This is a genomic window from uncultured Bradyrhizobium sp., from assembly GCF_936928535.1.
GTDB lineage: Bacteria > Pseudomonadota > Alphaproteobacteria > Rhizobiales > Xanthobacteraceae > Bradyrhizobium.
Genome location: NZ_CAKZHY010000053.1, coordinates 17,381 through 39,451 on the forward strand (window position 1 = coordinate 17,381; position 22,071 = coordinate 39,451).

20 protein-coding genes and 1 pseudogene are annotated in these 22,071 nt (G+C 64.0%); 12 read left to right on the forward strand and 9 right to left on the reverse strand.

The genetic code is table 11. The annotated features are described in order from the left end of the window. Window positions 1–664: 664 nt before the first annotated feature. Window positions 665–1,536 (reverse strand): annotated as a pseudogene (locus Q0687_RS06500) (DUF2380 domain-containing protein). 187 nt (window positions 1,537–1,723) lie between these two features. Here Q0687_RS06500 and Q0687_RS06505 point away from each other — a divergent pair. Both Q0687_RS06505 and Q0687_RS06510 read left to right on the forward strand, forming a co-directional pair. Further along, entirely contained in the window at window positions 1,724–3,109 is a 1,386-nt protein-coding gene (locus Q0687_RS06505) for a HAMP domain-containing sensor histidine kinase (RefSeq protein WP_298873622.1), read from the forward strand. After that, entirely contained in the window at window positions 3,106–3,759 is a 654-nt protein-coding gene (locus Q0687_RS06510; RefSeq protein ID WP_298873624.1) for a response regulator transcription factor, read from the forward strand. The genes Q0687_RS06505 and Q0687_RS06510 overlap by 4 nt, the downstream gene beginning before the upstream one ends. Window positions 3,760–3,772: 13 nt before the next feature. On the opposite strand, the gene Q0687_RS06515 is transcribed toward Q0687_RS06510, so the two are convergent. Continuing rightward, window positions 3,773–4,756, reverse strand: coding sequence for a VOC family protein (locus tag Q0687_RS06515; protein ID WP_298873626.1), 984 nt, complete (start codon window positions 4,754–4,756; stop codon window positions 3,773–3,775). Window positions 4,757–4,904: 148 nt separating this feature from the next. On the opposite strand from Q0687_RS06515, the gene Q0687_RS06520 reads away from it, so the two are divergent. From Q0687_RS06520 to Q0687_RS06535, 4 genes are all read left to right on the forward strand, one after another. Next, a complete protein-coding gene (locus Q0687_RS06520) occupies window positions 4,905–5,696 on the forward strand; it encodes a DNA-binding transcriptional regulator (RefSeq protein ID WP_298873628.1) in 792 nt (263 codons plus the stop codon). 71 nt (window positions 5,697–5,767) lie between these two features. Then, window positions 5,768–7,264: a bifunctional 3-(3-hydroxy-phenyl)propionate/3-hydroxycinnamic acid hydroxylase gene (locus tag Q0687_RS06525; RefSeq protein ID WP_298873630.1), complete on the forward strand. Its 1,497-nt coding sequence runs from the start codon at window positions 5,768–5,770 to the stop codon at window positions 7,262–7,264. Window positions 7,265–7,288: 24 nt separating this feature from the next. Next, the gene (locus Q0687_RS06530; protein ID WP_298873632.1) at window positions 7,289–8,140 is read left to right on the forward strand and encodes a fumarylacetoacetate hydrolase family protein; all 852 of its coding nucleotides are present in this window, start codon (window positions 7,289–7,291) and stop codon (window positions 8,138–8,140) included. Window positions 8,141–8,181: 41 nt separating this feature from the next. Then, window positions 8,182–9,390, forward strand: a complete 1,209-nt coding sequence (locus Q0687_RS06535) for an ABC transporter substrate-binding protein (protein ID WP_298873634.1) — start codon at window positions 8,182–8,184, stop codon at window positions 9,388–9,390. A gap of 3 nt (window positions 9,391–9,393) precedes the next feature. On the opposite strand, the gene Q0687_RS06540 is transcribed toward Q0687_RS06535, so the two are convergent. The 3 genes from Q0687_RS06540 to Q0687_RS06550 form a co-directional block, all read right to left on the reverse strand. Continuing rightward, the gene (locus Q0687_RS06540) at window positions 9,394–10,236 is read right to left on the reverse strand and encodes a hypothetical protein (protein WP_298873636.1); all 843 of its coding nucleotides are present in this window, start codon (window positions 10,234–10,236) and stop codon (window positions 9,394–9,396) included. Window positions 10,237–10,434: 198 nt separating this feature from the next. Beyond that, window positions 10,435–10,926, reverse strand: a complete 492-nt coding sequence (locus Q0687_RS06545; protein WP_298873639.1) for an SRPBCC family protein — start codon at window positions 10,924–10,926, stop codon at window positions 10,435–10,437. After that, window positions 10,926–11,333 (reverse strand): metalloregulator ArsR/SmtB family transcription factor, encoded by a 408-nt coding sequence (locus tag Q0687_RS06550; protein WP_298873641.1) that lies wholly within the window; start codon window positions 11,331–11,333, stop codon window positions 10,926–10,928. Before Q0687_RS06550 ends, Q0687_RS06545 begins: the two co-directional genes overlap by 1 nt. Before the next feature lie 282 nt (window positions 11,334–11,615). Here Q0687_RS06550 and Q0687_RS06555 point away from each other — a divergent pair, with 282 nt between their 5' ends. Together Q0687_RS06555 and Q0687_RS06560 are read left to right on the forward strand one after the other, a co-directional pair. Then, window positions 11,616–12,686: a serine hydrolase gene (locus tag Q0687_RS06555; protein ID WP_298873643.1), complete on the forward strand. Its 1,071-nt coding sequence runs from the start codon at window positions 11,616–11,618 to the stop codon at window positions 12,684–12,686. 148 nt (window positions 12,687–12,834) lie between these two features. Then, entirely contained in the window at window positions 12,835–13,767 is a 933-nt protein-coding gene (locus Q0687_RS06560) for a hypothetical protein (protein WP_298873645.1), read from the forward strand. Here the strand turns inward: Q0687_RS06560 and Q0687_RS06565 are convergent, their stop codons facing one another. Further along, a complete protein-coding gene (locus Q0687_RS06565) occupies window positions 13,768–15,300 on the reverse strand; it encodes a class I SAM-dependent methyltransferase (RefSeq protein ID WP_298873647.1) in 1,533 nt (510 codons plus the stop codon). It lies immediately after the preceding gene. 79 nt (window positions 15,301–15,379) lie between these two features. Continuing rightward, window positions 15,380–16,084, reverse strand: a complete 705-nt coding sequence (locus Q0687_RS06570; RefSeq protein ID WP_298873649.1) for an SDR family oxidoreductase — start codon at window positions 16,082–16,084, stop codon at window positions 15,380–15,382. Window positions 16,085–16,230: 146 nt separating this feature from the next. Between Q0687_RS06570 and Q0687_RS06575 the strand changes: the two genes are divergently transcribed. Together Q0687_RS06575 and Q0687_RS06580 are read left to right on the forward strand one after the other, a co-directional pair. Further along, entirely contained in the window at window positions 16,231–17,073 is an 843-nt protein-coding gene (locus Q0687_RS06575; protein WP_298873651.1) for a GNAT family N-acetyltransferase, read from the forward strand. 155 nt (window positions 17,074–17,228) lie between these two features. Further along, window positions 17,229–17,543 (forward strand): hypothetical protein, encoded by a 315-nt coding sequence (locus tag Q0687_RS06580; protein WP_298873653.1) that lies wholly within the window; start codon window positions 17,229–17,231, stop codon window positions 17,541–17,543. Between the two features lie 24 nt (window positions 17,544–17,567). Here the strand turns inward: Q0687_RS06580 and Q0687_RS06585 are convergent, their stop codons facing one another. Further along, window positions 17,568–18,026: a hypothetical protein gene (locus Q0687_RS06585; RefSeq protein WP_298873655.1), complete on the reverse strand. Its 459-nt coding sequence runs from the start codon at window positions 18,024–18,026 to the stop codon at window positions 17,568–17,570. A 506-nt stretch (window positions 18,027–18,532) separates the two neighbouring features. Between Q0687_RS06585 and Q0687_RS06590 the strand changes: the two genes are divergently transcribed. Next, window positions 18,533–20,389, forward strand: a complete 1,857-nt coding sequence (locus Q0687_RS06590) for an alkaline phosphatase family protein (RefSeq protein ID WP_298873657.1) — start codon at window positions 18,533–18,535, stop codon at window positions 20,387–20,389. 68 nt (window positions 20,390–20,457) lie between these two features. On the opposite strand, the gene Q0687_RS06595 is transcribed toward Q0687_RS06590, so the two are convergent. Further along, a complete protein-coding gene (locus Q0687_RS06595; protein WP_298873658.1) occupies window positions 20,458–21,027 on the reverse strand; it encodes a hypothetical protein in 570 nt (189 codons plus the stop codon). Between the two features lie 381 nt (window positions 21,028–21,408). Between Q0687_RS06595 and Q0687_RS06600 the strand changes: the two genes are divergently transcribed. Continuing rightward, window positions 21,409–22,068, forward strand: a complete 660-nt coding sequence (locus tag Q0687_RS06600; protein ID WP_298873660.1) for a peroxiredoxin — start codon at window positions 21,409–21,411, stop codon at window positions 22,066–22,068. Window positions 22,069–22,071 lie beyond the last annotated feature (3 nt).

Genomic DNA, 22,071 nt, shown 5'->3' on the forward strand with positions numbered 1-22,071 from the left:
AGGAGGAATGGTTATCTCCGCAATCGTAGTATTTGGAATTGCCTTGATTTCCTTGGTAGTTTCAGATGTTCGAAATAGGTTGGCCGCTAAGCGAACCCTCGCAACCAAAATCAGGTCACTGAATCAAGGCGAATTGAAGTATCTACGTTGGTTTCTAGATAGTCCGATGCCTCTTGCGCATGACGTGATTGCATCGCTTAGCAAGCCACGCGAAGACAAACAGAGGTCTCCGAGCGGCCCAGCGGAGAAAAGTCTCTCGGTTGATGCGATGTGGGGGGCGGCCGAGCCCCCGTCTGTTCCAGCAACGACGCCAGCCTGGGTGTTGTTGCTGCATTTTCTGAGCCAGCCAGGCCGAGGACGCTTAGCTGCTGGCGCTCTATTTCAACGCTCCCGCGCCGGCCGAGTGCGGTATCTCGCAAGTGCGCTCGCGGATAGGACCGTCACGATGTTGAAGGTCGACTAGGGTGCCTCCCGAGCCGGGGGCCTATCGCGGGTAATTAGCCGTCGGCGGCAGCTGGGACGATCGCGAGATGAACGTCGCTGCTCTGCAGACGATCCGGAACGCGGGTAACACCATCCTCGATCAACTCAATGACCACGGGGGGTGCTTGCGCCGGAACGTGGGAAGGAAAATTGGCCAGCACCGTTCCATAGTCCACGCGCCCTATCGGCTCTCGATCAGCCAGTCGCTGACCAGCCGGACCGCCCCGCGCGTCCAGGAATAGTCTGCGCCCATGCGCAGACCGCTGTCGCCACGCGCCAGCACCGCACCGGTCACGGCATCACGGAGCTGGAAGCCGAGCGTATACTCGGTGCGGATGACCCGCCGCACCACGCCGATCAGCCACTGATCCGCGCCGAGCTGGTGCGCGATCGGCGCCTCGCAACCACTGCAATCCCGCAAGGCATGGGCCCTCACCGCTCCGCCGCCTGCGCCTGCGACATCGACGATGCGGTAGCGGCCGGATTGGCCGAGTACGTCGCGCACACTGCCGGTCACCTCGGCTAGGTGCGACGCATCCGACGTCGCCGAGGCAGTCACCGAGTCGGCGGTCATGTCCTTCAGCTCGAAATCGAACATGGCGAGTGCGGTTGGCGTCAGGGCTGAGCCAGCGCGGCCATGATCTCGCGGGAAACGAACATCTCGGCGCGCTCCCAGGATTCGTCGTTGTCGCCACGGAAGGTGTAGAGCCTGTCCATCACGACCTTCCTGGCGCCGACGTCGATCACCGCGACCTTGGCCCATTGCACCAGCGTGCTGGTCTTCTGGATGCCGCCGATCACCTTGAACGCCGCCCCCTCCTGCAACGACGGCGCCAGCCGATAGTGCGGGTCGGCGGCGATGTCGCGCCGGAGCGCGACCATGAACGCCTGCAGCCGCAGCTGATGGGCGGCGCTCTGGTCGACAGGCTCGGCCGAGGTGTCGGTGTAGCTGAAATCTTCGAGCGCGACAGTGCTCTCGGCGGCGACGGCCCGGCTGTCCAGCCCGGCCACGAGAAGAACAAGGAAACACAGCAACGACAGGGTACGGCGCATCGCGGACCTCGCATGATCGAAAGGCCCTAAGCTTAAGCGGGCGCTTGCTGCGCAGCAGCCGTGGCCATTCCGAGCCGTTCCGGGAAAATTTCACGACGTTGCACCGCGGCAAGGGTGCCGCTTTCCGCAGGCAGCGATCTGCCCTTTAATGCGCGGGCGACATTTCGTTCGCCCCGGGTGCCCGCCGATGTGGAACCGCAAAAGATTCGATCTCAAGGTCCGCCTGACCTTGCGTGTGGCCGCCATTTCGGCCGCCTGCTTCGCCGCGATCTCAGCCTATTTCCTGATTACGGCCGACCGCGCCGCACATGCGCGCATCGACGATATTGCCGCCATCGTCGCGAAGACGTTGGAGCTGCAGCAAGGCAAGGTGCTTTGGACGGCGAGTCCGCGCGCAGACTTTCCCAACCTCGATCCGGTTTCGGCCTATGTGATGACACCCGGCCTCTGCCTGGCCTTCCGTGGCACAAGCGGCGACATGATCCAGCGCTTCTGCAGCGGCGCGCCGATCCCTGCCGACCCACCGCCGCAGATCTTCACGGCGTTCTACCACAGCCTGTTCGACCCCGGCCGCGAGGCGGCACGGCCGGTGATCCTGCGCGGAGCGAAGCTGGGCGAGGCCGTAGTCTCGGTCGACCCGGCGGTGCAGACGGCCGAGGCCTGGCACGAGGCCGGCCGCCTGATGCTGGCGCTGGCAATCGCACTGCCGCTGTTATGTGTGCTGGTCTATGCCGCGCTGGCCCGTGCCCTGCGCCCCACCCGCATGATCCGCACCGGCCTCGAACGGATTGCCGCCAATGACCTCACCGCGCGGCTGCCGCCGTTCGACCTCGCCGAACTGTCAGCGGTGCGCGACGTCTTCAATCATCTCGCCGAAAGCCTCGATACGGCGCTGGCCGAGCGCGCCGAGCTGACACGAAAACTAATCGCGCTGCAGGACGAAGAACGCCGCCATCTCGCCCGCGAGCTGCACGACGAGTTCGGCCAGTCGCTCGCCGCCATCCGCGCCCTCGCCTCCTCCGCCCGCCAGACCGCGGCACAGGAGTGTCCGTCCTTGCTCGGCGAATGCGACGGCATCGCACGGACCGCATCAGGCATGATGGAGACGCTCCGCGGCGCGCTGTTCCGGCTGCGACCGCCCGATGTCGAAGAGCTTGGCCTGGTCGCCAGTCTCGAAGGCCTCGTTGCCGGTTGGAACGGGCGCAGCCGCGGCGAAACGCGCTTTGCGATCCGCTTCGACGGGACGTTCGAGACGCTGCCGGCCACGATCAGCGCGAGCCTTTACCGCATCGTGCAGGAAGCGCTTACCAACGCCGCCAAGCACGCGGGCGCCACCAAGGTTACCCTCGAACTGACGATGCATGCCGACCAGATTACACTCGCCATCGACGATGACGGACGCTCGACCGACCCGGCCGCGAAATCCGGCATGGGTCTGCTCGGCATGCGCGAGCGGGTCGCGGCGCTGCGCGGCCGGCTCAGCTTTGAGGCCGGACCGCAAGGCGGCACGGCGCTGCGCGTCGTCATTCCGCTGGTATCAGCAGGTCCACCGGCACTGGAGCACGCGGCATGACTGCGACGATCCTGCTGGTCGACGACCATTCGGTGGTCCGCGAAGGCTATCGATCCGTGCTCCAGAAGCAGCCGGGCCTGCGCGTCATCGCGGAAGCCGGCGACGGCGCGGAGGCCTATCGCCTGTTCAAGTCGGAAGCGCCCGACCTCGTCATCATGGATCTCAGCATGCCCGGCATCGGCGGCGTCGAAGCCGTCAGGCGCATCCGGCAATGGGACAAGGCGGCAAAGATCCTCGTCTTCACCATGCACGAGAATGCCGGCTTTGCCGTCCAGGCGATCCGCGCGGGCGCGCGAGGCTACGTCACCAAGACCAGTCCGCCCGAGACGCTGGTGCGCGCGGTGATGGACGTGCTCGCCGGCAAGATCGCGATCAGCCCCGACATCGACCACGAGCTGGCGCTGAGCAGGATCAGCGGCGAGAGCTCGGCCGCAGATGTCCTGACCCCCCGCGAGTTCGAGGTGCTGCGGCTACTGCTCGCCGAGAACACGACCGAGGAGATCGCCGAGACGCTGCACGTCAGCCCGAAGACGGTGGCGAATTTGCACTCGCTGATCAAGGACAAGCTCGGCGTCGGCTCCGACATCGAGCTGGTCCGCCTGGCGCTGCGGCAAGGAATCTTGACTGAGCCCGATCTCGGCGAGACCTGATCACCCACGCGGATCATTCGCGCGCGATGACCGAGTCCAGCCACGCGCAGTTCAGCGGCGGCACACGCGGATCGGGAACGCGCACGCCCCGCGCGGCCGCATCCATCCGCATCTCGCGCAGCCGCTTGCGCTGCTCTTCCGGCATGTTGAGCCGCTCGTGCCCCCATAGCGACGGACCATCGAAAGTCTCGTGCGGTTGCCACGTCTCCGGATCGATGATGCGCCCGCCCCAACCATATTCGATGAAGAAGCCGGACGGCGTGTTCACATAGAACGACGTCATGTGGTCGTTGGTGTGACGGCCCAGCGTGTAGACGACGCGGCCGTCTTCGAGCTGTGCGAGGTCGTAGCCCTGTCCGACATCATCGAGGCTGCCGAGTTCGACCATGAAATGATGCAGCGCCTTGCGACCGGAGCCAACCATCGCAAAGGAGTGGTGGCGGCCATTGACGTGGAAGAAATAAAGCCCATAGGGCTTCAGTCCGAAATCGGAAACGTGGAAGCCGAGCACATCGCGGTAGAACGGCAACAACGGCTCGACATCCTCCACATTGAGCACCACGTGTCCCATGCCGAGCGCGCCGGTGCGAAAGCCCGAGATGGGTCGACCGGGTTTGAAGGGTTCGGCCGCAAGCTCGGGCTTGCAGAAGGCTTCGAGCCGGTTGCCTGCGGGGTCAGTGAATGCAATCAGCTCGGCAACGTGCCGCTCATCAGCCAGCGCGCGCGAGCCGCGCGTCACCTTGACGCCATGGCTTTCCAGCCGCCCGGCCAATTGATCCAGCTCCGAGGTCGAGGGGACTTCCCAGCCCATCACCGCGAGCCCGGCATCGCTGCTGCCGTCGACGATCAGGCGCTGCTTGCGATCGTCCATACGGAAGGCGCGCATCTTGCCGCCGCGATCGACCTGCTGCATGCCCAGCAGTCCGGTTGCCATCCGGCTCCACTGGTCAAGCTGCGACGAATTGATCCCGACATAGCCAAGCGCAGTGATTTCCATCGAGTTTCCTCCCGAAGGCATCGCGCGCGCCGTAGTAGGGCGAACTTGATACCGGCCGAGCGCGCTCCTACGGTAGCGTTCCGCAATCGCTTCGCGTTCGCAAAGACGATAATAGCGCGGCCGTCGGCCACAAGGGAGGAAATACGAAGTGTCCAAGGAGCGGACGCGGACCAGTCAGCCGCGACAGTCGGAGGGTGTCCGCGCCTTCAAGCGCGGGCTGGACGTGCTGCAGGAGGTCAACCGCTCGGGCGGCATCCGCGCCGGCGACGTCGCCCGCGCGCTCGACCTGCCCCGTCCGACCGTCTACCGCCTGCTCGAAACGCTGGAGGAACTTGGCTATATCGCCCGCAGCGCCAGCGACGACCGCTTTCGCGTCACCCGGCTCGCTCTCAGCCTCGGCGATGGCTACGACCCCGGCGTGGTGATCTGCCAGGCGGCCGCGCCTTATCTCGCCGAGCTCAGCAAGACCCTGGTTTGGCCGGTCGACCTCTCGACCTACGAGAACGCCGCGATGGTGGTGCAGGAGACCACGCATTCACGCAGCCCGCTCTCGATCGATCGCGGCATGATCGGCAAGCGCCTGCCGATGCTGCGAACGTCGGCAGGCCGGGCCTATCTCGCCGCCTCCCCGGCACGCGAGCGCGATCTCATCGTCAGCCATCTGCGCCGCATCGATGAGGCCGACGACCGTCTCTTCCTGGACCAGGGCCGGCTCGATCAGATGATCTCCGAGACGCAAGCGCGAGGTTACGCGATCCGCAGTGAAGGTGAGTACAATCCGAAGACGGCATCAATCGCCGTGCCCATCGTGCGGAACGGGGTGGTCTACGGCTGCATCTCCATCATCTGGATCCGGTCAGCGCTGGGAATCGAGCAAGCCGTGACGCAATTCGTCAGCCAGCTTCAGGAGACGGCCGCGGCGATCCCCGTCGAGGTATAGGGGCGTCCGCTGGGCGGACACTTCGACCGGCGCCATTGAAGTGACGGCACCTGATGGGGAAGAGATGCCCCATGCAAGATAAGTCCGCAACCGAAGAGTTTGACGTCGTCATTGTCGGACGTGGCCCGGTCGGCGCCACGCTCGCCAATCTGCTTGGCCTCTGCGGCGTGCGGACTCTGGTGCTGGAGCGTGAAGGGCGAACCTATCATCTGCCGCGCGCGGTCCATTTCGACGACGAATGCATGCGGGTGTTCCAGACCATTGGTCTGGCCGACGCCATCCTGCCGCATGTCATCCTCAGCCCCGGCATGCTGTTCCTCGACGGCCAGGGCAAGATGCTGCTCGACTGGTCGCGGCCGCAGACGCTGACGCCGATGGGCTGGAATCTCAGCTACCGCTTCCACCAGCCCGATCTCGAGGACGTGCTGATCGGCGGCCTTGCGCGCTGGCCGCACGTCAGCTTGCGCAGTCGTCGCGACGTCTTCGCGCTGGATCAGGATGCGAGCGGCGTGCGGGTCCGCTACGAGGACCTCTCCAACGGCAAGCTCAGCGAGGTGCGCGCCCGCTATGTCGTCGGCTGCGATGGCGCGCGATCTCTGGTGCGCCGCTTCATCGGCTCGGGCATGGACGATCTCGGCTTTCACGAGCGCTGGCTGGTGATCGACGTGCTGCTCAAGCGCGAGCGCGACGATCTCGGCGACTACAGCCTTCAGCATTGTGATGTCAGGCGGCCGGCGACCTATGTCCGGGGCACCGGCGCACGCAGGCGCTGGGAGATCACGGTCCTTCCCGAGGAAGATTCGAACGACGTCGCACAGCCCGCAAAGGTCTGGGAGTTGCTGTCGCGCTGGATCACGCCTGAGGATGCCGAGCTCGAGCGCGCCGCGGTCTACACCTTTCATTCCGTCATTGCGCAGCATTGGCGGAACGGCCGGCTGCTGCTCGCTGGCGATTCCGCGCACCAGACCCCGCCCTTCCTCGGCCAGGGGATGTGCGCCGGCATCCGCGATGCCGCCAATCTTGCGTGGAAGCTGGCCAGCGTCATCGGCGGCGGCGCTGATGCCTGCCTGCTCGACACCTATCAGGACGAGCGCCAGCCGCATGTGCGCGAGTTCATCGAGCTCGCTATTCGCCTAGGCGGCGTCATCAACACCAAGGCGATCGAGGCTGGCCTCGCTGCCGGCGAGGCGCGCGATAATGCGCCCGCGAAGCTCGAGGTGAAGAAGCCCCTGCTCGGCCCCAGGCCTGTGCCAGGTGATCTGCCTCTCGCTGGACATCTCGCGCCGCAGTTCAAGCTGAAGGACGGCAGCCGCAGCGACGACCGGACCGGCTACAGCCACCTGCTGATTGTCGACAGCATCGCGCGCTTCGCTCATTCGCAGGCCGGGATCAACATCCTCACCGGTGACGATGCCGAGGGCATCGACCCTTGGCTGCGCGAGCACGGCATCATCGCCGCGCTCGTTCGCCCCGACCGCTACATCCGCGCCGGCGCCCGTAACGATGCCGAGCTCGACCGGCTCGTCGCCACGATCGGGCCTTCAACCCATGTGCCGTCCGCGGCCTGACCAACCATCTCTCAAGGGCATCTCATGAAACTGCTTTCTTTCATCGCCAAAGGCCGCGCTTCCTTCGGGGCCGTCACGGACAACGGCGTCGTCGATCTCGGCAAGCGCATGGCGGGGTGCGCCACCCTGCGGCAGTTGCTCGAAGCTGGCCGCGTTGCAGAGGCTGCAAAGCTTGTGGCGGCCGGCGCGCCTGATCATAAGCTCGAAGCGATCAGTTTCGCGCCCGTCATTCCCGATCCCGGCAAGATCATCTGCGTCGGCCTCAACTATCGCGACCACGTCGCCGAAACGGGGCGCACAGTCACCGAGAAGCCGGCACTGTTCGTCCGCTTTCCCTGTAGCCAGGTCGGCCATCTCGAGTCGATCGTGAAGCCCAAAGTCAGCGACGATTTCGACTACGAGGGTGAGCTCGCACTCGTCATCGGCAAGCAAGGCCGCCACATCCCCGCGAGCGATGCGCTCGACCATATCGCCGGCTATGCCTGCTACAATGAGGGTAGCATCCGCGACTGGCAGCGTCACACCAGCCAGTTCCTCTCCGGCAAGACTTTTGCCGAGAGCGGCAGCTTTGGACCATGGCTGGTGACGGCGGACGAGATTCCCGATCCATCGAAGCTGACGCTTCAGACGCGGCTCAACGGCGCCGTGGTGCAGGACACGACGACCGATCGCCTGATCACCGCCATCCCTGAGTTGATCGCCTACATCTCGACGATCTGCCCGCTCGCGCCCGGCGACGTCATCGTCACGGGGACGCCCGGCGGCGTCGGCGCCAAGCGCACGCCGCCGTTGTGGATGCGCCCCGGCGACACCGTCGAGGTCGAGATCTCCGACATCGGAATCTTGCGCAACAAGGTCATCGCCGAGGCGGCCTGACCACCGCAACCGATCAATCGACGATAAAATCAGGAAACGCCATGGCCATCACCCGCACGACATCAACCGCCATCCTGCTGATCACGTTGGCGCTGCCAGGCGCCGCGCGCGCCGAGATCAAGGGCGATGCCGTCCGCGTCGGTGTCCTCACCGACATGAACGGCATTTTCGCGACCGCGATGGGCCCTGGCTCGGTCGAGGCAGCGCGGATGGCGGCGGAGGAGTTCGGCGGCAAGATCAATGGCAAGCCGATCGAGATCTTGCAGGCCGATCACCAAAACAAGCCAGACCTCGCGGCCTCGCTGGCGCGCAAATGGTTCAGCGACGGCGTACAGGCGATCGCCGATGGTGGCAGCTCGGGCGCGGCGCTCGCGGTGCAGGAACTGGTGCGCGGCAACGGAAAGATATTTTTGGTCTCCGGCGCTGGCGCCAACCAGCTCACTGACGAGGCCTGCGCGCCGTCCAGCGTCCAGTGGACCCAGGATGCCTACTCCACCGCCACTGCGGTCGTCTCCGGCGTCATGCAGACCAGCAAGGAGCCGTGGTTCTTCATCACAGGCGATTACGCCTTCGGGCACTCCATCGAGGCGACCGCACGCGACCGTATCGCCGCACTTGGGGGCAAGGTCGCCGGCAGCGTCAAGGCCCAGCTCGGCACGCCCGATTACTCCTCGTTCCTGCTGCAGGCACAGTCATCGGGCGCCAAGATCCTCGCGATCAACGTCGCCGGCGACAATGCCACCGCGATCAAGCAGGCGGAGGAATTCGGTCTTGCCGACCAGGGCATCAAGATCGTTCCGATGTCGTTCCAGAACGTCGACATCGCGGCTGTCGGCCTGAAGGCGACCCGCGGCGACCTCATCGTGACCTCCTTCTTCGAGGACGTCTCACCGGCTGCACGAAAATTCTCCGATGCGTTCTATGCCCGCCGAAAGGCAATGCCCTCGCAGATCCAGGCCGGCGTCTATTCCGCCGTGCGCCACTATCTGCAGGCCGTGAAGGATACCGACTCCGACGACAGCGCGACAGTGATGGCCAGGATGAAGGCGACGCCGGTGTCGGACGCCTACACGACGAGCGGCCACATCCGTGAGGACCAGCGCATGGTGCACGATCTCTATCTCGTGCAGGTCAAGACGCCGGATGAGTCGAAGGGCCCGTGGGACTTCGTGAAGCTGGTCGCGACCATCCCGCCCGACCAGGCCTTCCGCCCGCTTGACCGCAGCAAATGCAGCCTGGTGGGGAAATAACGCTCAAGCCAGATACTGCGTGAGATAGCCTTCCATGGCATAGAGCGCGCAGAGCGCAAGGCTCGACCACACGGCGGCGCTGAAATACAGGAACATCCAGGTCAGCTCGCCCTTCCAATGCGCGATGTCGTGGGTCACCACCCATCGCGTCGCGACGTCATGCAGGCCTTCGAGGAAGCCAAGGAAGTTGTTGCCCTCTTCATGCCCTGCCCGCCACCGGCTGAGATACATGGGCACATCGACGGTGACGAGGAAGGCGAGGAAGCAGGCGATACCGACGATGCCTGACATTAACGCCCAGCGCACCACGCCCTGGAATTCCGGCATCAAGCGGCACAGCGCGATGCCGGCAAGGAAGAACGTCACCGCCCACAGCGAGTTTTCGATGGCGTTGAAGAGGAAATTGGTCGTCACCACCGCGTACCAGGAGAAGCATTCCGCGATGATGATAACAGGCACGATCACGAGCGCGATGTTCACCGCGGTCTCGGCGCCCGTCATCCGACCGAGCTGATGCAGGATGATCGCCCATTGCGCGGTAAAGCAGACTTCGGCCACGGTCGCGACCGTGCGGCCGACAAACACGCTCGACAGCCAGGTGTCGAACAGGCAGATGCGCTGCACGTCGGCGCGCGGCAGCACCGAGCGGAAGGCGCAGCCGAACACATAGCCCGCGCAGAGCAGGAACATCAGCCCGATATCCGAGCCGCCGCCGACACTGCCGGCCACGGTCGGATAGAACTCGCGGTACAGCATGAACCAGACGAGAATGTTCGCAGCGCTGACCAGCGTCAGAGACCCCCACCACCACGCCAGGGGATTTGACCGTGCCTGCCACTGCAACATGAACCGCTCCGCCGTAGTCATCATGACATTCAACGGTAGCAATTCTGTCATAAATCATTCGTTCCAGGCGACAAAAATCTGCGTGACGCCACTGTCATAATTCGCCTGCGCGCGCTGTCATAATTGCGAAGGCACCTGCGTTTCCAAGCTTATTCCGGAGGCGCCGGTGTGAAGGCGCCCCCGAATCAAGCGGGCCTCTTATTTCTTCATCCCACCGACATAGGCAGCGAGCTTGTCCAGCGTCTGATAGCCGTATTCGACGGCGCCGAATCCGATCATGCCGTCGCGCTGCTCGGTGCTGGAGGCCAGCTGCCGCATCATCAGCACCGTCTTGCCGTTGGCCTGCTCGGCAAAGGTGATGGTGAAGCGGAACATGCCGGGATCATCGTCCTGGTCGGCGCCATGATCCATCTCCATGAAAGACGGCCGCTCGATGCGGCGGAAGCGCATGCGGTTCGAATAGACCGTACCGTCGGGCCCGATCATGTTGAAGCGCCAGACGCCGCCGACGCGCACGTCGATCTCGAAGGTCTCGATCTTGAAGCCCTTCGGCCCGAACCATTGCGGCAAGTGTTTTGGATCGGACCACGCCTCGAACACCAGATCGCGCGGCGCGTCGATCACGCGCGACATCACGATCTCGCGGTCTATCGACCATTGCGACAGGGCGGCGTTGGCAGGATTCGTCATTACTCAGTACCTTTCCGTTTGCTTGGCTTGTAGGTGGTCTTCTCGGTCACTTTGGACGGCTGCTTGCCCGCCGCCCTCTCCTTCTTGAGCTTCATGACATATGTCTCGAAGCGGTCGAGCCGCGCCTCCCAGATCGCGCGCTGGTGCTGGAACCAGTCTTCCGCACCGACGAGCGCCTCGGGACTGAGGCGACAGGTGCGCACGCGGCCTGATTTCTCCGACTGCACGAGCCCGCTCAGCTCCAGCACGTGGATGTGCTTCATGAAGCTCGGCAGCGCCATCTCGAACGGCTCGGCGAGCTCGCCGACCGAGGCTTCGCCGGCGCAAAGCCGCATGACGATCGCACGCCGCGTCGGATCAGCAAGCGCCGCGAAGACCTGGTCGAGCCGGGATAATTGGTTAGCCATAGAGCTAACTATAATCGCACCGCGATCCGGCGTCAACGATTGTTAGCTGACAGGCTAAGTTTTTTTGGAAGCGCCAGCGGAACTCATAACGCGCAATCGTGAATTGGGACGCCGTCCCCGCCTCGCTACAATAGGATTCGGGGCGCACCGCATGATCAGATCGAGCACGTGCCACCTGTTGTCATCTCACCCCACATCACGAGGCGATCCCTCGTCCGCGCCGCGCTTGTTCCCTTGGCGGTCGCGCTGGCCAACCCGCGCCCTGCCTTGGCCGATTCCGACATGATCGCGCAAATGCGCGACCTCGTCGCGGCCGCGCTCGCGCCCACCGCGACACCGGACCAGCCGGGCGGCCTCTCCGCGGCGCTCTATGCCGGTCGGCATCTCGAATTCTTCAGCTACGGCCTTGCCGACGACGCCACCAGGCGGTCCGTGACGCCGGACACGCTGTTCAACCTCGCTTCGTTGCGAAAGCCGTTCGAGGCGACGCTGCTGGCATCGGGCGCGCTCCGCGGCGAGCTCAAGCTCGACGATCCTCTGCCGAAATATCTGCCTGAGCTAGGTGGTGACTACATCCGCAACGTCACGATCGGCGAGCTCGCCACGCACACATCAGGTCTATTGCTGCCGACCGATCACCCGCCCTGGCCGAACGATTCCTATTCGCAGGCGCAGTTCGTCGCGATGCTCAACGCGTTCACGCCGTCCGCAGGCGTCGCGCCGGGCAAGCAGCGCATCTACAGCCATGCCGGCTACGTCCTGCTTCAGCTCGTGCTCGAGCGCTGCTATCGCGCGCCGATCGCAAGACTGATCGAGAGCCGCGTGCTCAAGCCGCTCGGCATGCACGCAACCTCCATTCCCGAACGCGGACCTGACAACCGCGCGGTCATGGACGAGGCCACAATGCGACGCGTCGTACAGGGCTATTCCGACCAGGGCAGCGCGATCGGCTCGATCGGAGGCCAACAGAGCTATTTCGACTTCCCCGGCACCGGCCAGATGTTCTCGTCAGCGCGCGATCTTGCGACATTCGTCGCGGCCTGCGTCGACGGCCGCACGATCGACCCGCGTCTGCGGGAGGCGCTGCACATGACGCAGCGCGAAGCCTTCCACGTCGACCAAAGGTACGAACAGGCAACCTTCGGGCAGGGCATGGCGTGGGAGACAGTCCACCTCCCCGGCGTCACAATCGTCGACAAGCCGGGCGGGCTCAACAACGCATCGGGCTATATTGGCCTCGTCCCGGCGTACCGGATCGGCATCGTGTTGCTTGCCAATCGCGGCGATTATCCGCGCGAGATCGCCCGCTACAAGATCCTGCCTGCGCTGGCGAGACTGGTGGCGCACAGCTGACGAGCAGCACGACATCTTTCGCGGGTTCCATCGCGATAGGGCAGCGGCGCTTGCCTATTGCGTGTGAGGCCTGCGGTTGACTTGCGATGCCGGCCGCCTACACTCCACGAATTGCTGCGATAGATTGTTGAGACATGGAGCTTCGGCCATGGCCTCCGATTTTTTCCTCAAGTTCGACGGCGTCGACGAATTCCTCGCACACAAGCTCGATCACGACTTCCTCAAATTCGGACATGATTTCGATCGCGTCGGCGATGCGCTGACAGATCTGTTTTCCGACACCCTGAAATTCGACGAGCACAAGGTTGCCGTCGACTTCAAGCACGATACCGAGCAGGCCGCTTTCGACTTCATCAAGCTCGGCTTCGATACGCTGAAGCTCGACGACGTCCTGCACAAGTTCGACGACGTCATCCTGAAATACGCCGACCAGACGCCGTCCGTGAGCACTTTCGCGGAAAGCAGCGACGGCGGCGGGCTCAAGCTGTCCGACGACTTCATCAAGCTCGACACTGATTTCCAGGCCGCCAGCTTCGAGGCCATCAAGCTCGGGCTCGACACGATCAAGCTGCACGTATCAGGCGAAGGCGCCAATGAGTCCTTCATCAAATGGGCCGGCGATCTCTCCGATTTCAGCGCCGGACTGCACAAGGTCGGCGACGATTTCCTGAAAGTGGGTCAGGACTTCCTCAAGCTTGGCGATCTCTCGAACTCCGAGACGATCGACCAGGCCTTCATCAAGCTCGGCGGCGGCGCCCTGAAGGTCAGCGACGACCTGCACAAGGTCAGCGACGACTTCTTCAAGATCGTCACCGACATCACCGGTTCCCAGGACAATTTCGGCACGCTCAAGATCGACCAGATCGCGCTGAAATTCGGCGATGATTTTCACAAGCTGGACGCGGATCTGCACAAGCTCAACACTGACGTCGGCGCGCTCGGCGACGACTATATCAAGCTGGCCGGTGCGCTGACCGGCCACGGCCAGGGCGGGAGTCAAGGCGGCAGTACGACGACCACCTCAGACAGCGATGCGCTGCATCAGCTCTTGCAACACGCGCACGATTTCTCGCTGCTGTAGCTAAGCGATTCCGAGCCGTCCAAGCAGCGGCAGGATGCGCTCGTCGATCGCGGCAAGCCTGCCCGCGATCTCGGCGCGAACCTCGTCCGGGGTGAGCTTTTGGCCGTCCTTCCCAAAGCGTTCCCCACTGGCGGTGGCGAGGCTCGCCAGCAGTGCGGCGGGGTCGGCGATGCCCTTGCGCCTCGCCTGCATATAGAGCTGCGTGAGACGATCGACCCTGATACCGCCACCGGTGACAGGCGAGGCGAGATAATTCAGCTCCGCCGTCTCCTTGGCGCGCGCCGTCACCGCCGCGTTGAACGCTCGCGCCGATTTCTGCCGCGCCGCCTCGTCCTCCGGCGGCAGCGCCGGCGCGAGGTGCCCCTGCCCGACCAGCACCTTGATGGCATCGGTGAGCGAGGCCCAGCCCAGCGTCGTCTCCGGCAGACGTTCGACCACCTCGCGCAAGCTCAGAGGCCCTGCGGCAAACGCGTCGATTACGCCCTGATAGATCTCGCCGCGCAGCTGGAAGCGGCCAAGCGGCGTATCGAAGGTGAGCTCGATATCGTCGCGCGGGCTCGTCAGCACGAAGCGCGTTGCCAGCCAGCGTTCCCGCGCCGCCATCGGCGCCATTGGCGTAAATCCCTTGGCGAAGATGTCCCGGCGAAACTGGCGGCCGATGATCATGTCGCGCGTGGTCTCATTGATCAAGGGATCGGTAAGATCGGCCAGCAGCGCCTGCTGGCTGTCCGTGAAGTTGACCCGATCGACATGATCAGTGAGATGTGCCGAGCCGAGAAAGGTCAGCTTCGCGGCCGCGAGCTCCTGGGCGAGATCGCCGAAGTTAAACGCCTGCCAGTCGCGCGTCAGAAGCTCGTGCGCGAGATAGGACGCAGGAAGCTTGCGCAGCCGCTCGAGCTGTACGGCGGCCTGCGGGTACATGCGGTAGAAATGCGCGCCGGCCTCCTTCAGGCCGTCGGCAAGCGCGAGCGCCTGGTCCAGCGCGCGTTTTGACGAGACCTGCGGTTGCGCGCCCTGCAACTGCACCATCAGCCGGCGTAGCGGCGCCATTCCTGCCCAGCCCGGCATCGCGTCGTAGGAGACGTAGACGAGCCCGCCAGGCCTCAAGCGCCGCCGGATCAGCGCGACGATCGCCTTGCAATGCTCGGCGCCGATCCAGCTATAGACCCCGTGGAGCGCGATGACGTCGAATTCCGGCACCGAGGCGTCGTCGGCGAGTTCGGCAAAATCGGCTTCGCGAAAGTCGATGTTGTCGAGCCCCGCAGCATCGGCCAGCGACCGCGCACTCGCGATATGGGTCGGGTTGAAATCAGCCGCGAAGACCTCAGTGTTGGGATTGGCGGCGGCGACGATGGTGGCGGTCAGCCCTTGCCCGCAGCCGAGATCGCAATAGCTGAGCGGCTCGCCGCGTCCCCCGGCGACCGCCACGCCCTTGGCGAGCGCGGCGAAGCTGAGCATAGCCGGCACCTGCACGCGGCAGAAATCGTGCACATAGGCGGTGTCGACGACGTAACCGGATCCCCAATCGGCCATGCGACCCTCGCGAGGACATCCAACAACGTAACGAGCACAAGCTCGCACAAGTCGGCAGACGGCTCAAGCGAGGTAGGGGTCAGACCGAGCGCGTCAGGCCGCCGTCGACGCGGATGTTCTGGCCGGTGATGTAGGCGGCGCCGTCGGAGGCGAGGAACGAGATCGTCGCCGCGATCTCCTCGACCTTGCCGTAACGCTTCAGCGGCACGCTGTCGCGGCGCGCATCCGTCTGCGGCAGGCTGTCGATCCAGCCCGGCAGCACGTTGTTCATGCGGATGTTGTCGGCCGCATGGGTGTCGGTGAAGATCTTTGTGAAAGCCGCGAGCCCTGCGCGGAACACCGCCGAGGTCGGAAACATAGAACTCGGCTCGAACGCCCAGGCGGTCGAGATGTTGATGATGGCGCCGCCTTTCTGCGCCTGCATCACCGGCGTCACCAGCCGGGTCGGGCGGATCACGTTGAGCAGATAGGTGTCGAGGCCAGTGTGCCATTGCTCGTCGGTGATCTCCGTGATCGCCGCGCGCGGACCGTGGCCGGCGCTATTGACGAGCACGTCGATCCGTCCCCACTTCGAGAGCGCGCCGTCGACGAGGCGCTTCAGATCGTCGCTGGACTTGTTGGAGCCGGTCACGCCGAACCCGCCGAGCTCGGCCGCGAGCGCCTCGCCCTTGCCGGAGGACGACAGGATCGCGACGTTAAAGCCGTCGGCGGCAAGCCGCCGCGCGGCCCCCGCCCCCATGCCGCTGCCGCCTGCGGTGACGAGCGCGACCTTCTCTGCTGCCATGACCAAATATCCCTGTGATAGCGTTGCGGCGAGCCCAAATTCAGTCTGCCAAGGTTCCGGCTCAGCCTGTCATCAGGCCTTCTACAGCCAGACTTGCCCGCAAACCAGACTTTGCCCGCAGGTCCATTGCCCCGAGACAACGCAACATGAGCGATATGCAGATTCGCAATTTACGCCCCGGTGACATCTCCGTTGCGATCGAGTGGGCCGCAGCCGAGGGCTGGAATCCGGGCCTTGCCGATGCCGCCTGCTTCGCCATCCCCGATGCACGAGGCTTCTTCGTCGGCGAGATCGATGGCGAGCCGGTCGCGACCGTCTCCTGCGTCACCTACGACGAGCGCTTCGCCTTCCTCGGCTTCTATATCGTGCGCGCAGGTTTTCGCGGCAAAGGCTACGGCTTGCAAATCTGGAACGCTGCGATTGCGCATGCGGGCGCGCGTGTGATCGGGCTCGACGGCGTCGTGGCACAGCAGGGCAATTACAAGAAGTCCGGCTTCCAGCTGGCTTACGCCAATATCCGCTATAGTGGCATCGTTGCCGCGCCGCCAAAGCCGCCCGCCGAGATTGTTGCGCTCGACACGATCCCATTTGCGCTTGTAGAGGCCGACGACGCCACCGTCTTCCCTGCCCCGCGCGCAGCTTTTTTGCGCGCCTGGATCGACACGCCGGGACACGTTGGCCGCGCACTGCTGCGCGACGGCAAGCTTGCCGCGTGGGGCGTGATCCGGCCCTGCCGGACTGGCCGCAAAATTGGCCCGCTCGTAGCCAATGACCGCGCCGCGGCGGAGGCCGTTGTACAGGGTTTGCTGGCGAGCCCGGGCAGCAACGAGATTGTGCTCGACATCCCCGCTGTGAACCGCGATGCTATTGCGCTTGCGGAATCCCTCAGGTTGAAGCCGACATTCGAAACGGCGCGAATGTACACTGGACCGATCCCGTCGCTGCGGCTGGAGCGCGTGTTCGGCGTAACCAGCTTTGAATTAGGCTAGTACCGATTTCGAATAAGGCCGTGCCGTCCTGGAATTTGTAATCTGGTTCACGTCGCGGCTTTGGCGCAGCGTGTATTCCTATTGCGCCCGCTGATTTTGGCGGACGGCTCGAACGACATTTTTTTGACCATCGATATTTCATCCGAGAGGATTTCATGACCGAAGCCAGAACCAAGGCCGACTCGTCCCAGCACTCCGCCGATGACACGCAGCGCCTCGGCATTGCAGCAGCGTTGGTGCTGGCCGTTGTGACGGCCCTCGGGGTTCACGCACTCGTCTCCGCGCCGGCGATACGGGAAGCCGCGCAGGCCGAGCTCGCGCGCATCATTGCCGATGAGGATCGGGATGTTTGCGGTCAGTTCGGGCTACGCCCGGGAACGAATGCGTTTGTGGCTTGCAGCCGTGAGCTGGCGAATGTCAGGCAAAAACAGTCCGACCGCGACCAGGCGGCTGCGGCCGGCATTCTGTAGTCGCTGCGCCTGGCTCGGCGCCGATCAGTAGCAGCGCGTGATGTTGACGGTGTGCTCGGCGCCACCACGGCCGGGCACCGTCACCTGCTCGGTCGGGCAGCTCGACACATAGGGCCGATCCGACGGCACGACATTCGGCGGGAAGCGATGCGCCCAGTCCCAGGGAACGTCGTAAGTGTAGGTATAGCGAACGTCGTTGGTGACGGGCTGTCCGGCATCTGCGAACGGCTCGCTGTAAGCAGCGCCGTCGTACCCGAAGGCACCCCCGCCCGGCCAATAGACGAAGGGATTGTTGAAGCGATTGCCGCGGCCGTGAAACCGCGCGCCCGGCACCATCGGCGCACGTGCCACAGCGGACGGCGCGGCTGTTACCATGGCATGCGGCGCAACGCCGCCCGGTCGTGCAAAACTGTCGCTGGAGGCAAGCAGCAGCGCGGCTGCGCTGAGCGAGGCGAGCAACGCCCCATATGATCTGAACATCATGATACGCACCAACTCGTTTGGCTTCGCCAATTTGCGGCTCCCCACCGCACGCTAGGCCGCCCTGTCCCCCGCCCGCAAACGTATAATTAATTATTGGTTAAGGCACGGGATTAACGGGGAACCGGCTGCGGCAGAACGCCCGGAATTGTCGTGGATCACGTCGTCGGCACGAAGGGTTTTGCGGGCGGGCAACCGTGAGCCGTCAAAGCTCGGGCCAGATGAGCCGAGAGGGCGCGAAGGTGTGTCTGAAAGGAACAGTCGAATCGAAAAAGCGATGCAGTCACCACGTACTGCGTCATTGCGAGCGCAGCGACGGTGTTGATGCAGTCGTGCGCCAAAGCCACGATCTCGTGCCCCGCAATGACAAATCCGTGGACGCCGGCTCGCTTCCCCGTCACTTCTGCATGCCGGCCCGCTCTTGTAACATAACCGTCATACAGCAAAACTAAACGATTGCCGGGGGCCGCGGTTCGGCGGCCAAGCTGCCTCACCGCAAGGAGATTTTGATGCGACGTTCACTGGTGCTGCTGTCAGCCGGGCTGACATTGCTGTCCAGCGGATTTGCTTCCGCTGAGAACAACACGCCCCGCAACCTGATCCTGTTCATCCCCGACGGGCTGCGCGCCCTGAAGATCACCCCCGAGACCGCGCCTGCGATGGCCGAGGTCCGCGACAAGGGCGTCAACTTCAAGAACTCGCATTCGCTGTTCCCGACCTTCACCATGGCCAATGGCTCGGCGATGTCGACCGGCCATTATCTCGGCGACACCGGCGTGTTCTCGAACACGATCTGGACCAACTACACCTCGGTGCCCGCCGGCGACACCGTGGTCCCCTTCATCGAGAACGACGCCGTGCTTGGCGACATCGACGAGCATTTCAAGGGCGACTATCTCAACGAAGAGACCGTATTGAAGTTGGCCCGCGATAAGGGCCTGAGCACCGCTGCAATCGGCAAGGTCGGCCCGACCTATCAATGGGACCACACCGATCATCCGGAGAAGCCCGGCCAGCATTCGATCGTGATCGACGATTCGACCGGCGGCAAGGCTAGCGTGGCCTTGTCCGACGAAATGAAGGACGCCCTGACCAAGGCCGGCCTGCCCCTCGTCACTCCGAGCCGCGGCGACAATGCCAAGGCGGGCGATGCAAAGACGCCCGGCACCACGGTCGCCAACGTGGCGCAACAGGCCTATTTCGCCGACGTCGCCACCAAGGTGGTGCTGCCGATGTTCAAGGCGCGTAACAACCCGTTCGTGCTGGTGTTCTGGTCGCGCGACCCTGATGGCACCCAACATAATCAGGGCGACAGCCTCAACCAGATCATGCCTGGCATCAACGGCCCGAGCACGATGGCGAGCATCAAGAACGTCGACAACAACCTAGCCCAGATCCGCAAGGCGCTGGACGAGCTCGGGCTTGCCGCGAACACCAACATCATGATCCAGGCCGACCACGGCTTCTCGACCATCTCTAAGGAAAGCAAGACCAGCCCCTCGGCCAAGCTCAGCTATGGCGACACGCCGAAGGACTTCCTGCCGATGGGCTTCGTCGCGCTCGATCTCGCCAAGGCCCTCGACCTGCCGCTGTTCGACCCCAACGACAAGAACGCAGCCGTCACCGGCAACGCTCATCCGAAGGCCGGCAACGGCGTGCTCGGGAAGGACGCGACCAAGCCCGACGTCGTCGTCGCCACCAATGGCGGCTCGGACCTGGTCTATTTACCGAACAAGGGCAAGAAGTTGACGGCCAAGACCATCAAGGCGTTGCTGGAGCAGGATTACGTCTCCGGCCTGTTCGTTGACGACTCACTCGGCCGCTTCCCCGGCACCCTGCCGCTGTCGAGCATCAATCTGCGCGGCAAGGCCGCGACGCCGACACCGGCGATCGTGGTCAACTTCCGCTCCTATGCCAGCGAGTGCGGCGAGGCCCCGACCAATTGCTCGGTGCAGGTGGCCGACACCGTGCTGCGTCAGGGCCAGGGCATGCATGGCAGCTTCAGCCGCGGCGACACCTACAACTTCATGGCCGCGATCGGTCCGGACTTCAAAGCCGGCTATGTCGACGAGCTGCCGGTCAGCAATGCCGACGTCGGCATGACCTCCGCCCAGCTCCTCGGCCTTCGCGGCTCCCACAATGGCGGCCTGGTCGGCCGGGTGATGTCCGAGGCCCTGCCCAACGGCGTCGTGCCGAAGGCATTCAAGGCCGTCGAAAGGTCGAAGAAGAAGTCCGAGAACGGTCTTGAGACCGTGCTCAACGTACAGCGCGTCGGCAGCCAGCGTTATTTCGACGCCGCCGGCTTCCCCGGCCGCACGCTGGGCCTGGATCCGGAGACCGGCAAACAAAAAACGGCGGGGAAATAACCCCGCCGCTTGCTCTCGCGCCTCGCAAGGGGCGCAAGAATGTTTTGATCGTTACATGCCCAGATTCTTCACATTCCAATGTCGAACACGTTCGGCAGCTGGCCCGCCAGAGGCAGCGCCGTGGCGCCCAGGAAGGTCGCCACCATCGCCATCAGGCGACGGTTGTTCTGGCGCTTGCCGCGCATCTGGCCCGCGATCCACTCGAGCATCTCGCTCTTGACCTTCGAGGCATACGACGGCGCCCAGCTCTCGATGTCGGTCTCCTGTGCCAGCGCAACGCTGCGCGGCGGCACCTTCAGGCCCGAAGCGCTCGCGGCGTAATGGGCGACGGCCTTGGCCAGCAACTCGTCGAACCGACCACCATCGGCACGCTCGGTCGCGGCCTCGTTGATTTCGAACAGCGCCTCGGCTTCGGCGCGGCTCACCGGCTGGTCGTTGACCGCGGCGGCGGTCAGGATGCGGGCGCACCAGGCGGCGTCATCGGCATCGATGGAGCGGGAAAAGTGCACGCGGCCCTTGGTGGTCGGGCCTTCGCCCGTGATCACACCGTCGCGCACGACGCTGAGGGCATGGGCTGCGGTATCGCGGCAGGACGGTTCGAGGGACGGCGACTCAACGGACTTCAGTGCGGCAGACATAGTTCACTTCCAGATTTCTTCTGATCGACCAGCATTTTCATGCGGGCGTAAAGGGGTGGTTAACGATTCGATACGGGGATCGCGACTTTTCTCAATGGTTGCCGATTAGTCGCTACGAGGACCGTTTCGGTTCCGGAGAGCGTCGGGCGGGCGTGATGCGGGTCATAAAAGGCAATATCGGGGCAATCGAGACCGTGAAGCCCCGGTAGAGATGTTCGCCGCAGGCGTGCCCCTGTAACAGAAAAGTGCTAGGAGATCGGACCTTCAGAGAATGAATTCACATTTTACTTCAACCGGTTCACTTGGGGGCGCCAAGCCCCTATACTAATTCTGACGACCAGACATAATTCTCAAGCAAATTCAATGCGATGAGGTCAAACCATGACACTTCCGATCGGCACTACCGCCCCCGACTTCGAAGCCGAGACCACTGAAGGGAAGATCAAGTTCCATGACTGGATCGGCAACAGCTGGGTCCTGCTGTTTTCGCACCCGAAGGATTTCACGCCGGTTTGCACCACCGAGCTCGGCGCTCTCGCCAAGTTGAAGCCGGAGTTCGACAAGCGCGGCGTCAAGCTGATGGGCCTCTCGGTCGATCCGGTCGACCGCCACGCGAAGTGGTCGGAGGACATCAAGGAGACGCAAGGCGCGGCCCCGAACTACCCGATGATCGGCGACACCGACTACAACGTCTCGAAACTCTACGGCATGCTGCCGGCTGCGATCTCGGGTGATCCCCTCACCCGTACGGCTGCCGACAACCAGACCGTCCGCAATGTCTTCATCATCGGGCCGGACAAGAAGATCAAGCTGGTGCTCGTCTATCCGATGACCACCGGCCGGAACTTCCAGGAAATCCTGCGCGTGATCGACTCGCTCCAGCTCACCGCCAAGCATCGCGTGGCGACGCCCTCCGACTGGAAACCGGGCGAGGACGTCATCATCGCGGGCTCGGTCTCCAACGACGAGGCCAAGACGATCTATCCGCTGGGCTGGAAGGAGCCGAAGCCCTATATCCGCATCGTGCCGCAGCCGAAATAGCGG

What these genes read in the sequence shown, in the direction of transcription:
- Q0687_RS06590 (WP_298873657.1), top strand. Translation starts at nt 18,533, where the DNA reads ATGCGACGTTCACTGGTGCTGCTGTCAGCCGGGCTGACATTGCTGTCC.
- Q0687_RS06585 (WP_298873655.1), bottom strand. Translation starts at nt 18,026, where the DNA reads ATGATGTTCAGATCATATGGGGCGTTGCTCGCCTCGCTCAGCGCAGCC.
- Q0687_RS06560 (WP_298873645.1), top strand. Translation starts at nt 12,835, where the DNA reads ATGGCCTCCGATTTTTTCCTCAAGTTCGACGGCGTCGACGAATTCCTC.
- Q0687_RS06530 (WP_298873632.1), top strand. Translation starts at nt 7,289, where the DNA reads ATGAAACTGCTTTCTTTCATCGCCAAAGGCCGCGCTTCCTTCGGGGCC.
- Q0687_RS06550 (WP_298873641.1), bottom strand. Translation starts at nt 11,333, where the DNA reads ATGGCTAACCAATTATCCCGGCTCGACCAGGTCTTCGCGGCGCTTGCT.
- Q0687_RS06595 (WP_298873658.1), bottom strand. Translation starts at nt 21,027, where the DNA reads ATGTCTGCCGCACTGAAGTCCGTTGAGTCGCCGTCCCTCGAACCGTCC.
- Q0687_RS06510 (WP_298873624.1), top strand. Translation starts at nt 3,106, where the DNA reads ATGACTGCGACGATCCTGCTGGTCGACGACCATTCGGTGGTCCGCGAA.
- Q0687_RS06580 (WP_298873653.1), top strand. Translation starts at nt 17,229, where the DNA reads ATGACCGAAGCCAGAACCAAGGCCGACTCGTCCCAGCACTCCGCCGAT.
- Q0687_RS06535 (WP_298873634.1), top strand. Translation starts at nt 8,182, where the DNA reads ATGGCCATCACCCGCACGACATCAACCGCCATCCTGCTGATCACGTTG.
- Q0687_RS06565 (WP_298873647.1), bottom strand. Translation starts at nt 15,300, where the DNA reads ATGGCCGATTGGGGATCCGGTTACGTCGTCGACACCGCCTATGTGCAC.
- Q0687_RS06600 (WP_298873660.1), top strand. Translation starts at nt 21,409, where the DNA reads ATGACACTTCCGATCGGCACTACCGCCCCCGACTTCGAAGCCGAGACC.
- Q0687_RS06525 (WP_298873630.1), top strand. Translation starts at nt 5,768, where the DNA reads ATGCAAGATAAGTCCGCAACCGAAGAGTTTGACGTCGTCATTGTCGGA.
- Q0687_RS06505 (WP_298873622.1), top strand. Translation starts at nt 1,724, where the DNA reads ATGTGGAACCGCAAAAGATTCGATCTCAAGGTCCGCCTGACCTTGCGT.
- Q0687_RS06515 (WP_298873626.1), bottom strand. Translation starts at nt 4,756, where the DNA reads ATGGAAATCACTGCGCTTGGCTATGTCGGGATCAATTCGTCGCAGCTT.
- Q0687_RS06540 (WP_298873636.1), bottom strand. Translation starts at nt 10,236, where the DNA reads ATGTTGCAGTGGCAGGCACGGTCAAATCCCCTGGCGTGGTGGTGGGGG.
- Q0687_RS06570 (WP_298873649.1), bottom strand. Translation starts at nt 16,084, where the DNA reads ATGGCAGCAGAGAAGGTCGCGCTCGTCACCGCAGGCGGCAGCGGCATG.
- Q0687_RS06545 (WP_298873639.1), bottom strand. Translation starts at nt 10,926, where the DNA reads ATGACGAATCCTGCCAACGCCGCCCTGTCGCAATGGTCGATAGACCGC.
- Q0687_RS06555 (WP_298873643.1), top strand. Translation starts at nt 11,616, where the DNA reads ATGATCGCGCAAATGCGCGACCTCGTCGCGGCCGCGCTCGCGCCCACC.
- Q0687_RS06575 (WP_298873651.1), top strand. Translation starts at nt 16,231, where the DNA reads ATGAGCGATATGCAGATTCGCAATTTACGCCCCGGTGACATCTCCGTT.